Source organism: Serratia sp. JSRIV001, assembly GCF_019968745.1.
Taxonomy (GTDB): Bacteria; Pseudomonadota; Gammaproteobacteria; order Enterobacterales; family Enterobacteriaceae; genus Chania; species Chania fonticola_B.
Window position 1 is genome coordinate 3,881,940 of record NZ_CP074147.1, and the last position, 13,388, is coordinate 3,895,327.

The 13,388-nt window shown below is 52.5% G+C and carries 7 protein-coding genes; 4 read left to right on the forward strand and 3 right to left on the reverse strand.

Annotated elements, in window-relative coordinates:
• Positions 1–51: 51 nt before the first annotated feature.
• A complete protein-coding gene (ompC, locus tag KGP17_RS18080; protein WP_065683120.1) occupies positions 52–1,167 on the reverse strand; it encodes a porin OmpC in 1,116 nt (371 codons plus the stop codon).
• An 839-nt stretch (positions 1,168–2,006) separates the two neighbouring features.
• Between ompC and KGP17_RS18085 the strand changes: the two genes are divergently transcribed.
• The 3 genes from KGP17_RS18085 to rcsB are packed head-to-tail and all read left to right on the forward strand — an operon-like array spanning position 2,007 to position 6,525.
• On the forward strand, positions 2,007–3,158 hold the full coding sequence (locus tag KGP17_RS18085) for an MFS transporter (protein ID WP_094981968.1): 1,152 nt from the start codon (positions 2,007–2,009) through the stop codon (positions 3,156–3,158).
• Between the two features lie 21 nt (positions 3,159–3,179).
• A complete protein-coding gene (gene rcsD, locus KGP17_RS18090; protein WP_223499683.1) occupies positions 3,180–5,882 on the forward strand; it encodes a phosphotransferase RcsD in 2,703 nt (900 codons plus the stop codon).
• Positions 5,875–6,525 (forward strand): response regulator transcription factor RcsB, encoded by a 651-nt coding sequence (gene rcsB / locus KGP17_RS18095; RefSeq protein WP_021178490.1) that lies wholly within the window; start codon positions 5,875–5,877, stop codon positions 6,523–6,525. Before rcsD ends, rcsB begins: the two co-directional genes overlap by 8 nt.
• Positions 6,526–6,606: 81 nt before the next feature.
• On the opposite strand, the gene rcsC is transcribed toward rcsB, so the two are convergent.
• Together rcsC and gyrA are read right to left on the reverse strand one after the other, a co-directional pair.
• Positions 6,607–9,480 carry a two-component system sensor histidine kinase RcsC gene (gene rcsC / locus KGP17_RS18100; RefSeq protein WP_021805957.1) on the reverse strand — a complete coding sequence of 958 codons (2,874 nt, stop codon included), beginning with the start codon at positions 9,478–9,480 and terminating at the stop codon, positions 6,607–6,609.
• 171 nt (positions 9,481–9,651) lie between these two features.
• Positions 9,652–12,303 (reverse strand): DNA topoisomerase (ATP-hydrolyzing) subunit A, encoded by a 2,652-nt coding sequence (gene gyrA / locus KGP17_RS18105; protein WP_115158186.1) that lies wholly within the window; start codon positions 12,301–12,303, stop codon positions 9,652–9,654.
• Positions 12,304–12,540: 237 nt separating this feature from the next.
• Here gyrA and ubiG point away from each other — a divergent pair, with 237 nt between their 5' ends.
• Positions 12,541–13,266: a bifunctional 2-polyprenyl-6-hydroxyphenol methylase/3-demethylubiquinol 3-O-methyltransferase UbiG gene (ubiG, locus tag KGP17_RS18110; protein WP_021178493.1), complete on the forward strand. Its 726-nt coding sequence runs from the start codon at positions 12,541–12,543 to the stop codon at positions 13,264–13,266.
• The last annotated feature ends 122 nt before the right edge of the window (positions 13,267–13,388 follow it).

Here is a 13,388-nt window from a genome sequence, read left to right on the forward strand (position 1 = left end):
GGACAAAAAAAACGCGGCCCGAAGGCCGCGTAGTCACATTCACGGTATTGCTTAGAACTGGTAAACCAGGCCTACAGCAACCACGTCGTCGGTATTGATACCGGCTTTGTCGGTGAATGTGTTGTCGTCCAGCAGGTTGATTTTGTAGTCAACGTAGGTGGACATGTTTTTGTTGAAGTAGTAGGTCGCGCCCACATCAACATATTTCAGCAGATCCTGGTCGCCGTAACCGCCGCCAATGTCCTTGCCTTTAGACTGCAGGTACGCCACGGAAGGACGCAGGCCGAAGTCGAACTGGTACTGTGCAACCACTTCAAAGTTCTGTGCCTTGTTCGCGTAACCGTACAGAGAGCTATTGCTGTTGCCGAAACGGGTAGCATTGTAAGACTGGGTATACATCGCTGCCAGATAGACGTTGTTGGCGTCGTATTTCAGACCGCCGCTATAGCCTTCGGCTTTGTCACCACGACCCAGAATGGAAGAGGTGCCGTTAGGGCCACCGTTCTGATCGTTGGTACGGTCAGAGTTGAAGAACGCACCGGCAGCACTGATGCCATAGCCCAGATCGTAGGATACGGACATACCGTAGCCGTCACCGTTCTGGTTCAGGACATCACGGCCATTGTTGCTTTCTTCACCGTTGCCGTTTTTACCCTGATACTGCAGAGCAAAGTTCAGGCCATCAACCAGACCGAAGAAGTTGTTGTTACGATAAGTCACAACACCGCTGGTGCGTTGGAACAGGAAGTTGTCCGCGCCATAGGTATCGCCACCAAACTCAGGCAACACGTCGGTCCATGCGCCGATGTCATACATCACACCGTAGTTACGGCCGTAATCCAATGAGCCGTAATCGCCGAATTTCAGACCAGCGAAGCCCACACGGGTGAAGGAGTCATTTTCGTCTTCAGTTTTGTTCAACTGAACCTGATATTCCCACTCACCATAACCGGTCAGCTGATCGTTGATCTGAGTTTCGCCACGCAGGCCAAAACGCATGTAAGACTGATCGCCGTCGGTTTTATCGTTGTCGGAAAAATAGTGAAGACCATCGATTTTACCGAACAAATCCAGTTTATTGCCGTCTTTGTTGTAGATTTCTGCTGCACCTGCTGTGCCTGCCATCAACAGAGCTGGGACGATCAGGGAGAGTACTCGAAGTTTCATCGTTATTATCCTCTTAATTATGTCGAGCTACGGCCACTGCTCTTCTGAGCATTATTAGCGCGACTGTGAATCACCATTCTGGTAACAAGGGCTATATTAATCCAGAAAGAAAATGATACCAAGTATCCAATGGTGTTTCATACCTATATTTAAAGGTTTCAAAATGTAAATACTGGCGAACTTTCACAAAACATTACCGACAAGACAAATAAAGCACTGAAAGATAAAAAATAAAATAACACATATAAATCAATTATATATACAAAACTTTATAAAAATAAAGATAACAGTACAAAAGTATCCAACAATAAGCACGTTGTGCCAAAAATCGTTGCCATTCCTGACGCTATAATCATCCCGCTATCATCATTATTTTCATTATTACCTTCATTATCCGTATGATAATTTTTGTAGTTACAACCGGCCTCTGGCCGGTTTTTTTATACCCAAAAATCAGCGATAAAATCGTGCCAATAAAGCATTTTATGCACAAATTTAATCACAGAGAGATATCATAAACATGATCAATTACCGCACTAATAGCTAACCCCCCCCTAAAAGACCGCCAATTAATTAACCAACGAATAATTTGCCGCCGCTCATCGTTTAAATAGACAACAATCACATACAAAATAGCAATGAATCCTGCTTCAATTCCCTAGATAATAGATTTGTTACCTTGAGAAACTATTTCTCCCTCATCCGCGAGTGATCTTACACCGCTCCAGCCCCCCTGATGGGTTACACGGTTAACGCGAATCCTTTCGACCCCGATCACAGATTGTGATAAAAACAGGGGTTCATTTAAGCCACTATCCAGAGCCGATCCCGATACCGACATGACAGTCACTTGCAACGAACAAATTAAGCCCGGTGTGCCCGAGCAGAATGCCACCCGCCTGGCCTTTTTTATCGCCGGACTGGCAATGGCCACCTGGGCACCGCTGGTGCCTTTTGCCAAAACGCGTATCAATATAGATGACGGCTCATTAGGCCTGCTGCTGCTGTGCATCGGAGTTGGCTCGATCATGGCAATGCCGTTGACTGGGCTTTTGACCGGCAAATTTGGCTGTCGCCGCGTGATCCTGCTGGCGGGTATCGCCCTATGCATCGATTTGCCGCTGCTGGTGCTGATGGACTCCACCTTGGGGATGGCATTAGCCTTACTGCTGTTCGGTGCAGCGATTGGTATGATTGACGTGGCCATGAACATTCAGGCCGTGGTGGTCGAACGCGCCAGCAATCGAGCCATGATGTCCGGCTTTCACGGTTTCTTCAGCATTGGCGGGATAGCCGGTGCGGGTGGAGTCAGCGCCCTATTATGGTTGGGGCTCGGTCCGCTACAAGCCACTCTGATCGCCGTCGTCGCCATTCTGGCTCTGCTGCTGATTGCCAGTAAAAACCTGCTGCGTGAAAGCGGCGGAGATAAAGAAGGCCCGATGTTCGTTCTGCCACGAGGCTGGGTGATGTTCATTGGCCTACTGTGCTTCATCATGTTCCTGGCGGAAGGCTCAATGCTCGACTGGAGCGCGCTGTACCTGACCACCATGCGCGGGATGGATCATAACCAGGCTGGCTTGGGTTACGCTTTGTTCTCCATTGCCATGACGATCGGCAGGCTGAATGGCGATCGCGTAGTGAATGCCATGGGCAGATATCAGGTACTGTTGCTGGGTAGCTTGTGTGCGGCCATCGGCCTGGCGTTGGCGATTACCATAGACAGCGCCTTAGCCTCTTTGATTGGTTTTATGCTGGTCGGCGTCGGGGCATCCAATGTGGTCCCTATTCTGTTTAGCGCAGCGGGGAACCAACGCGTCATGCCTGCCAACCTGGCTATCGCTTCGGTCACCACGGTGGGCTATGCCGGTATTCTGGCGGGCCCGGCAGTGATCGGGCTAATCGCCCAGGTCTCCAGCCTGACGTTTGCCCTGGCCTGTGTCGCGGCATTACTGCTGATCGTCACTGCCAGCGCCAAAGCGGTGACTCGCTAATTTCAGGAATGCGTAGCCATGTTGCAAGATAGACAACTGACCATCAACTCCCGCTACATCACCCGCAGCTTCTGGCTGTTTGTCGTGCTGCTGGCCATGGCCATTGGGTTGTACAGCTATAATTATACCAACGCCTATCTGACGGAGAAAAAACATGCCGTCAACACCATCGCCAACATGCTGCAAAAACGTATCGACAGCTACCGCTCTCTGACCGAGCAAATCTACGACAAATTTGGTAATACCGCGTCGCTTGCTGTTGAGACCAACCTGCAGGAAACCCGACTGCGTCCGGATGTATATTATGTTGAGAAGCGACGCAGCAAAACCGATGCGGTCATTTTTGGCAACCATGACAACGCCACGCTGGCTACGGTTGCCAATATCTCTGACTTCCTGGATAACCGCTGGGGAACCGAGACCGAAAACTATGCGATGTATTTTCTCAACGGGCAAGATAACAGCCTGAGCCTGGTGACGACCCAATCGCTGAAAGACCTGACTTCGCGATTGAAAGAAAACTACCTGACTACGTCGGTGTCAGACCGCCGCACCGAAATGCTGCAACAGGCCAATATGCTGGACGAACGCGAGAGTTTTTCCGGCCTGCGTAAACAGCGCTTCCAGAACGCCTACTCGTTTTCTATCCGCACCACCTTTAACCAGCCGGGGCATTTGGCCACGGTGATCGCCTTCGACCTGCCGATTAACGATATCATTCCGCTTAATATGGCCCGCTCCAACTTCCTGCTGCTGCCCGATAATGCAGAGATCGACGACAGCATGGTGCCAAGCGAAACGGCAATCAACGCCCAGGCCGCCCTGAAAGGCAGTTGGGTTGAGTTCAGTGTTTCATTACCCAACTCGCCGCTGCAGCTGATTTACCGCGTTTCAGCTTTCAATCTGGCGATTGACCTGCTGCGCAATAACATCTGGCTACTGGCGGTCAATCTGCTGTTGCTGACGCTATCGATGGTGGGCATTTATTTCCTCCGCCAGCAATACATCCGCCCCAGCGAAAATATCGCCGCCGAGCTGGATCTCCAACGCTCGCTCAACCAGGAAATTGTTGCCAGCCTGCCTTGCGGGCTGCTGGTCTATGACTTTGCCGATAACAGCGTGATCACCAGCAACAAGATCGCTGAGCACCTGATGCCACACCTCAGCCTGTCCAAAATTGCCCATATGGCGGAGCAGCATCATGGCGTGATCCAGGCGACGGTCAACAACGAAGTCTATGAGATCCGCATCTTCCGCAGCCAACGCACGGCGGAAACCTATCTGTTCCTGCTCAACGATCAGGATAAAGAGGTGATGGTGAACAAACGGCTGCAACAGGCCCGCCGCGAATACGATAAAAACGTTCAGGCCCGTAAGTTGATGCTACACAACCTGGGGATCGAGCTGAATCAGCCGGTGCGGCAAATGCACGAACTGGCCGCAAGCCTGTGCCAACCATCAGACGCCGAACAGCAACAGACATTGCTTAAACAACTCAACCTGGCTTCGGCATCGGTATTGGATCTGATCGACAATATCACCCTGCTCACCAGGCTGGAGACACAGGATTGGCAGCCGGTTCGTCAACCTTTCAACCCCACTGTACTGCTGGATGAACTGCTGCTGGACGTGCTGCCAGCCATCAACCAGAAAGGGCTGGCGCTGTTCAATCACGTTAATCTGGACGTCAACCAACAGTACATTGGCGATGCTGGCGCACTGCGCAAAATCCTTTCATTGCTGCTGCGCTACGCCATCATCACTACCGCCTACGGCAAGATCACCCTGGTAGTGGAACAGGAAGTCGATCGCCCTGAACACCTGGTATTTCATATCAACGACACCGGCACCGGCATTTCCAATGAGGAAATCAGCAATCTGACCTACCCGTTCCTCAGCCAAACGCTGGTCGATCGCTTCGATCACGGCTCTGGGCTGACGTTTTTCCTGTGTAATCAGCTGTGCAAAAAACTCAATGGCCAGTTGGATATCCGCAGCAAAATCGATATCGGTACCCGCTATACCATTCGTGTCACTATGGAGCAGGAGAAAACAGAGGAACAGGCGACGGAGAAATTACTCGATGGGGTAACGGCGCTGCTGGATATCACCTCCGACGAGATCCGCCGGATCGTGACTCAGCTACTGGCGGGATATGGGGCCAACTGCATCGTGGCCGAGGAGCACCAAAACAGCCGGGAATATGATGTTTTACTGACCGATAACCCGCAGCAGGCCGACGACTATACGTTGCTGCTAACCAGCGATGAAGCAGGCTGGCAACAGCTTGATAAAGGCTATATCCGCGTCAACTATAACCTGCACAATGCCATGATCGACGCGGTTCTGATCTTGATAGAACACCAGATGGCGGCACAAGAGCAGGAAGAAAACTCTGTAGGATCCCTGGCAGAAAGCGCCCAAGTGTATGAAAAACAATTGAGATCAAGTGATTACTATGGTTTGTTTATTGATACAGTACCCGACGATATCAAAAAACTGTATACTGAGGCGGGCAGCGGTGATTTTGCAGCGCTGTCTCAAACCGCACACCGCCTGAAGGGCGTGTTTGCCATGTTAAATCTGCTTCCCGGAAAGCTTCTGTGTGAATCGTTAGAACAGCACATCGCGGACGGTGATGCGCTCAAGATCGAGAATAACATCAGTCAGATTGATTTTTTCGTCAGTAGACTGCTGCAGCAAGGTAGCCAACAACATGAATAACCTGAACGTAATTATTGCCGATGACCATCCTATCGTACTGTTTGGCATCCGGAAGTCACTTGAGCAAATTGAGTGGGTGAATGTCGTTGGGGAGTTCGAGGACTCTACAGCACTGATCAACAATCTGTCCAAGCTGGACGCCAACGTCCTGATCACCGATCTTTCGATGCCGGGTGACAAATATGGCGACGGCATTACGCTGATAAAATATATCAAACGCCACTATCCGCAATTGTCGATCATCGTTCTGACCATGAACAACAATCCGGCCATTCTCAGCGCGGTGTTGGATCTGGACATCGAAGGCATCGTCCTGAAACAGGGGGCGCCTACCGATTTGCCAAAAGCGCTGGCCGCATTGCAGAAAGGCAAGAAATTCACGCCAGAGAGCGTCTCGAAGCTGTTGGAGAAAATCAGTGCCAGCGGTTACGGTGACAAACGCCTCTCTCCGAAAGAAAGCGAAGTGTTGCGTCTGTTCGCCGAAGGTTTCCTGGTGACCGAAATCGCCAAAAAACTGAACCGCAGCATCAAGACGATCAGTAGCCAGAAGAAATCAGCCATGATGAAGCTGGGTGTTGATAACGATATCGCACTGCTTAACTATCTCTCCTCCGTCAGTATGACGCAGTTGGATAAAGACTAAAGTTCAACGGGTGCAGCATGCGGCGCCCCTGAACCAGCATGGTTATCAATTTAAAGGGCGCTCTTAGGCGCCCTTTAGTGTTTATGCCGTTTCCGATTCAGCCCTAAGCCGCCGTACCCGTTGACTGTAATAGCCCAGCGACTGCTCCAGCGTCTCCAGCGTGACCGGTTTCGACAGGCAGTTATCCATCCCGGCCTCAAGACAGCGCTGTTTCTCTTCTGCCAGCGCATTAGCCGTTACGCCAATCACCGGGGCAGTGAAATTCGACTTACGCAGGCAACGTGTCAATTCATAGCCATCCATATTCGGCATATTGACGTCAGTCAATACGATATCCACCGCATTGCGTTCCAGTACGCTGAGCGCATCGACACCATCATTGGCGGTAATCACCTGATAGCCCAACGATGACAGCTGATCGGACAGCAAGCGCCGGTTGATCGGGTGATCGTCTACCACCAGCAGGCGAATATCCCCGTTATCGGCATTATTGGCCTTAACCGATAACGGCAGTTGTACCAACGCCTTATCGTTTTCGGTAACCACACCAAACAACCGGTTCAACAGCAGGATGGCATCCCGTGGCGTAGAGGTACTATGCAGCCAGTAACCCGGGTGCGTTTCCAATGACGGTCCAATGTGCGCAATGGAGAATTCAATCTGTGCCAACAGCGGGGTATCCACCTGCAAAGGATAATCGCTGAGCAGAACGTCCCCTGCTGCGGTTTGCTGCCCCTCATAACGTAATACCGTGGCACCGAAGCCGCCAAGGATCGCCTGCAGATAGCTTTCCAACCGCTGATTACGAATTTGCAGCCACAGGTTTTTGCCCTGCCAGGTATCGCTGGCCTGCGGCGTTGGAAACTGCGCTCCAAACAACGGAATGCGAATGGTAAACAGGCTGCCGAGACCAGGCTCGGACTCCACCGCGATATCACCGTCCATCAGGTTGATCAGTTTTTCACAAATCGCCAGCCCAAGCCCAGTGCCCTGGAAATGGCGCTGTACCCCGCTGCCAACCTGGAAGAAGGGATCAAACAGGCGCAGGACCTCTTTTTCTGGAATACCGACGCCGGTATCGCGAACGCTGAACTCCAGATAGCTGTCACGGGTGCAGACCTGCAGGATAATACAGCCGGTGTCGGTAAACTTGATGGCGTTATTCAATAGGTTAGACAAGACCTGTTGCAAACGCACGGGATCGCCATTGATACGTTCAGGCACACCTTGTTCAATAAAACAGTACAAACCGAGCCGCTTTTTCACCACCAGCGGCAAGTAGTTGCCCGCAATGTGGGTAATCACTTCCAGGCAAGAAAACTCACGGGGTTCTATCTTCAACTGCTCGGATTCAATCTTGGAGAAGTCCAGGATGTCGCTGATGATCTTCAGCAACAGCCCCGAGGAGTTGTTCATCGCATTGACCAGACGGTCGACCCCTTGCGGCAACGCCTTGGTCTGCAGCAGATCCAGGTTGCCGATAATCCCGTACAGCGGCGTGCGCAGCTCATGGCTGACGGTGGCCAGGAACATCGATTTGGACTGGCTGGCCTGCTCCGCTGCCGCGGCCATTTCCTGCAGCGACTCTTCCATTTTGACGCGGGCACTAACGTCAACCAGCACGCAGATAGCCACGTCCTCATTGCGATAACGGGAGTGCACAAAGCTGATTTGCAGATTGTTGTTATTACTGGTCATCACATCTACAAAGTTGACCTGCTGTTCGCAGATAATGCGTGTAATGCGATCCCGATCCTCGTTGGTCAACAGGTTGATATAGTTATGCGCCAGTTCATTACTCAGGATGTTGGTACCATCACTGATGCGCAGAATGCAGATACCCACCGGTGCCGAAGCCACGATTTTGCGGTTGAACTGTTCGTGCTCCTCCAACCGGAAGGCATTCTCTTCCGCTGGCAGAAACATCTTGCGCTCGAACAACCACGCCAGGCTGAACAACACCACGGCCGACAGCAGGTTAAGCAGCACCGCATTGAGGATCAGTACCTTGAAACGCTCCACCACGCTCTTCACCGGCAATGAATACACGATGCTGAGCGACGAAGGCGGCAGCGCCTTCTTCATGATCAGATCCTGGTAACTGTCTACATAGCCAAAATAGGTGTGTTCCTGCGGATAAACATTGAGCGAAGAGGCATAGCGATCGCCATTGGCCAGTCGCAGCACCGATTCGTTGTTCTCATCCAACAGATTAACCCCCACCGGCAAGTTGCTGGTGGTGACAAAGTCTTCCAGGCGGATCGTCTGTTCAATCCCCAGCAGCGCTTCCAGTTTGTTGCCGACATAGACCGGCGTCATTACATACAGGTAACCTACATCAGGCCGCTGCTGGCTGGGGCTAATCCAATAAAGGTTATTGTCTTTCTCCGCGCTGTTGGCGGCGTTACGGTATTTAAGGATGCGCTCATGCAGCGCCTTGAGCACGTTTTGCCGATCGGTGATGCCGTTACTGCTACCGAATTCGGTCATGCACAGGCTGTCACTGCCGATAAAAAACACCCGGTTCAGATCATAGGCCGCGACAAAGTTTTCTTTCCAGTATTGGATCAGACTGTTTAACGAGGTGATCGAGTCACGGTAGTTGGAGTTCAGCGCGCAGTTGGATTCCGGGTACAGCGGCTTCATCTCCGGTTGGCTGTCTTTGCCATTCATCATGCCGGTGAACAGCTCGAGGCTCCCTACCGTGCCGTTGAGGCGGTTTTCCGCCATGTATTTGATGTCGCGGATGATATCCGCCGAGTGGCGAATGTAGCCCTGAGCCTGGTCAAAGTTGAGATTATATTCCTGCCTGATATCGGATTCTTTCTCATGCACGATATCCAGGATATAAAACGTGGTCAGCAGTGCACCCAGCGACCACAGCATGAACGCCAGTACCCGAAACAGATAGCGGGAAATTTTTAACGTGGTACGGAAAGAGGCTAAGTATTTCAAGCAGGTACCATGCCAGTGTAAGGGGGGACGAGCATAATCATAGCAAAACAACGATCCCGTGCAGCATCGACAAGTGATTGCAGCAATTAAACCATACAACTGAAAAAGGGCCTAGCATCGCTGCCAAGCCCTTTTTGAACCACCCAGATTAGACGGCCAAGGCCGTGCTATTTAGGCGTTCTCGTCATCCATATCGTCTACGGCGCCGGTATCCTCATCACCCTCATCGAGTGGTGTGGTATCTTCTTCCGCTTCTTCTGCGCCCGGTTCAAGGCTATCAAGCTCTTCATCTTCAACCGGTTCAGCAACGCGCTGCAGGCCGACAACGTTCTCGTCTTCCGCAGTACGGATCAGGGTGACACCCTGGGTGTTACGGCCAACCACGCTGACTTCCGCGACACGGGTACGCACCAGCGTGCCTGCATCGGTGATCATCATGATTTGATCGGTAGTTTCTACCTGTACAGCCCCAACAACCTGGCCATTACGCTCGCTGACCTTAATGGAGATAACCCCTTGGGTCGCGCGCGATTTGGTCGGGTATTCCGTTACCGCGGTACGCTTGCCGTAGCCGTTCTGCGTCACGGTCAGGATATCGCCTTCACCACGAGGAATAATCAGCGAAACTACGCGATCGCCTTCACCGAGGTTGATACCGCGAACGCCGGTAGCGGTACGGCCCATTGAACGAACCTGCCCTTCTGGGAAGCGGACCACTTTACCGTTGGCGGAGAACAGCATCACTTCGTTGCTGCCGTCGGTCAGGTCAACACCAATCAGCTCGTCACCCTCGTTGAGGTTAACGGCGATGATGCCTGCGCTGCGCGGGCGGCTGAACTCGGTTAATGCGGTTTTCTTCACGGTACCGCTAGCGGTAGCCATGAATACATGGCGGCCTTCTTCGTATTCACGTACCGGTAGAATGGCGGTGATACGTTCATTGGCTTCCAGCGGCAACAGGTTGACGATCGGCCGGCCACGAGCACCACGGCTGGCTTCAGGCAGTTGATACACCTTCATCCAGTACAGGCGACCACGGCTGGAGAAGCACAGGATCGTGTCGTGGGTGTTGGCCACCAGCAGACGATCGATAAAGTCTTCTTCTTTGATACGGGCGGCTGACTTGCCTTTACCACCGCGACGCTGCGCTTCATAGTCGGTCAGAGGCTGATACTTCACGTAGCCCTGATGCGACAATGTCACGACTACATCTTCCTGGTTGATCAGGTCTTCGATGTTGATATCAGACGTGTTGGCGGTAATTTCGGTACGGCGTGCGTCGCCAAACTGATCGCGCATGGCCACCAGTTCTTCACGGATCACTTCCATCAAGCGGTCTGGGTTTTCCAGAATAAAGATCAGCTCAGCGATGAGGTTCAGCAGCTCTTTATACTCGTCCAGCAGCTTCTCGTGCTCCAGGCCGGTCAGTTTCTGCAAGCGCAGATCCAGGATCGCCTGAGCCTGTTGCTCGGTCAGGTAATATTTGCCGTCACGGATGCCAAACTCTGGCTCCAGCCACTCTGGGCGTGCAGCGTTGTCACCGGCACGTTCCAGCATCGCCCCGACGTTACCCAGATCCCAAGGCTGCGCGATTAACGCAATCTTCGCTTCTGCCGGAGTCGGCGCGCGGCGGATCAGTTCGATAATCGGGTCGATGTTGGCCAAGGCAATGGCTAACGCTTCCAGGATATGGGCGCGATCGCGGGCTTTACGCAGTTCGAAAATGGTACGGCGGGTCACCACTTCACGGCGGTGGCGCACAAATGCACGCAGAATATCTTTCAGGTTCAGCAACTTTGGCTGGCCCTGATGCAGTGCCACCATGTTGATACCGAAGGTGACCTGTAGCTGAGTCAGCGAATACAGGTTATTCAGCACCACTTCACCCACGGCGTCACGTTTGACTTCAATCACGATGCGCATGCCGTCTTTATCAGACTCGTCACGCAGCGCGCTGATGCCTTCAACGCGTTTCTCTTTCACCAGCTCGGCAATTTTCTCGATCAGGCGCGCTTTGTTCACCTGATAAGGAATTTCATGCACGATGATGGTTTCGCGGCCGGTTTTAGCGTCCGCCTCTACCTCGGCACGGGCGCGGAGATACACTTTGCCACGGCCGGTACGGTAGGCTTCTTCAATACCACGACGGCCATTGATGATCGCCGCCGTCGGGAAGTCCGGGCCTGGGATGTGTTCCATCAGCCCTTCAATGCTGATGTTTTCATCCTCGATATAGGCCAGACAGCCATTAATAACTTCAGACAGGTTATGCGGCGGAATGTTGGTCGCCATGCCCACGGCGATACCGGACGAGCCGTTGACCAGCAGGTTCGGGATCTTGGTTGGCATAACGGCCGGGATCTGCTCGGTACCGTCATAGTTTGGCACGAAGTCGACGGTCTCTTTTTCCAGATCCGCCAGCAGTTCGTGGGCGATTTTCGACATGCGCACTTCGGTATAACGCATTGCTGCGGCGGAGTCGCCGTCCACAGAACCGAAGTTACCCTGGCCGTCCACCAACATGTAACGCAACGAAAACGGTTGGGCCATACGGACGATCGTGTCATACACCGCGCTGTCACCATGCGGGTGATACTTACCGATCACGTCCCCAACGACACGGGCCGATTTCTTGTAGGGTTTATTCCAGTCGTTACCCAGTACATTCATCGCGTACAGAACGCGGCGGTGCACCGGCTTCAGTCCATCACGAACATCTGGCAACGCACGGCCGACAATAACCGACATCGCGTAATCCAGATACGAGCTTTTCAGCTCTTCTTCGATATTTACCGGTGTGATTTCTCTGGCAAGGTCGCTCATGGAGCTGCTATCCCTCATACTGAATGATTCATCTGCCTTGGCGTAGTGCCAAAGGTGTAAAACTATATCACAAAGCGCGCTTTACGGGGAAATTACCGGCGCTGTTTCGCTGAAATGTGCTGCCCTGCGGGCGAAAATTACCTCGATAACACTTGCCTCGATAACAACAGCGCTGCGCCAAGCGTGCCGGAACATGTATAATCTGCACCATAAGAGAACCAGGAGCCAATAACGCCCATGAATGCTGAATCATCCCGTCACGCGCCTAACGTTGATCACCAGGAAATCGCCAAATTTGAAGCTGTCGCCTCGCGCTGGTGGGATCTGGAAGGTGAGTTCAAGCCGCTGCATCGGATCAATCCGCTGCGTCTGAATTATATCATGCAGCGCGCAGGAGGCATTTTTGACAAACAAGTGCTCGACGTTGGCTGCGGCGGCGGCATTCTGGCAGAGAGCATGGCACGTGAAGGTGCGTTAGTGACCGGGCTGGATATGGGGGCAGAACCACTCCAGGTGGCGCGACTGCATGCGCTGGAAAGCGGTATGCAGGTGACCTACGTGCAAGAAACGGTAGAAAGCCATGCGCAAGCTCATCCACAACAGTATGACATCGTCACCTGTATGGAGATGCTCGAGCACGTCCCTGACCCGGCCTCCGTCGTGCGCGCCTGTGCACACTTGGTCAAACCAGGCGGCCATGTGTTTTTCTCCACCATCAACCGCAATACCAAAGCCTGGCTGATGGCGGTCATCGGCGCTGAATACGTGCTCAAGATGGTGCCACAGGGCACCCATGATCATAAGAAGTTCATCCGCCCTTCTGAACTGATCGGTTGGGTCGACGGCACCGAACTGCGTGAAAAACATATCATCGGCCTGCATTACAACCCGATCACCGACCATTTCAAGCTGGGCCGCAACGTTGATGTGAACTACATGGTGCATACCCAGCACCAGGGTTGAAACTGCCGAAACGTACCGGGGGCGATGTTTCCGCCGCCGGTGCAACTAAGCGTATAAGATAAATAGCTATTTACCCGTTCTCGATCAAAAAAGCCGATCTAAACCATTTTTAAGAATATAAA